The sequence below is a fragment of the Micromonospora sp. CV4 genome, assembly GCF_003667455.1.
In the GTDB taxonomy this organism is placed as follows: domain Bacteria; phylum Actinomycetota; class Actinomycetes; order Mycobacteriales; family Micromonosporaceae; genus Micromonospora.
Map to the genome: position 1 here is coordinate 1 of NZ_RCVI01000058.1, position 635 is coordinate 635.

Here is a 635-nt window from a genome sequence, read left to right on the forward strand (position 1 = left end):
ATCAAGGACCTGCAGTTCGAGGCGAAGCCGGACGGCCCGGACGCGGCGTTCGCCCGCCGGTTGCAGGAGATCCTGGGCGGCAAGTGGGGCGAGATGACCGTCGCCAACCAGTACCTCTACCAGGGCTGGAACTGCCGACTGCCCGGCAAGTACAAGGACCTGCTCCTGGACGTCGGCACCGAGGAGATGGGCCACGTCGAAATGATCGCCACCATGATCACCCGCCTGCTGGAGAACGCCCCCCTGTCACTACAGGAAGCCGCCGACGACAACCCCATGGTCGCCGCCGTCTACGGCGGCTCCAACCCCGCACACTTCATCCACGGCGGCGGCGGCGCCCTACCCACCGACAGCAACGGCGTGCCCTGGAACGCCGCGTTCATCACCGCCAGCGGCAACCTCATGGCCGACTTCCACCTCAACGCCACCGCCGAAGCACAAGGCCGCCTGCAGGTCGCCCGACTGTTCAACATGACCGACGACCCCGGCGTCAAACAGATGCTGCGCTTCCTGCTGGCCCGCGACACCATGCACCAGAACATGTGGCTCGCCGCCATCGAACAACTCAAACAGGACGGCCTGGAAGACATGCCGGTGCCCGACGCCTTCACCGACTCCAAGGAGTTCACCAAGGA

General features: G+C 65.8%; 1 protein-coding gene. It reads left to right on the forward strand.

The genetic code is table 11. The features are described from left to right. Positions 1–635, forward strand: a 635-nt coding sequence (locus EAD98_RS00305) for a manganese catalase family protein (protein ID WP_233583651.1), incomplete at both ends; no start/stop codon positions are given.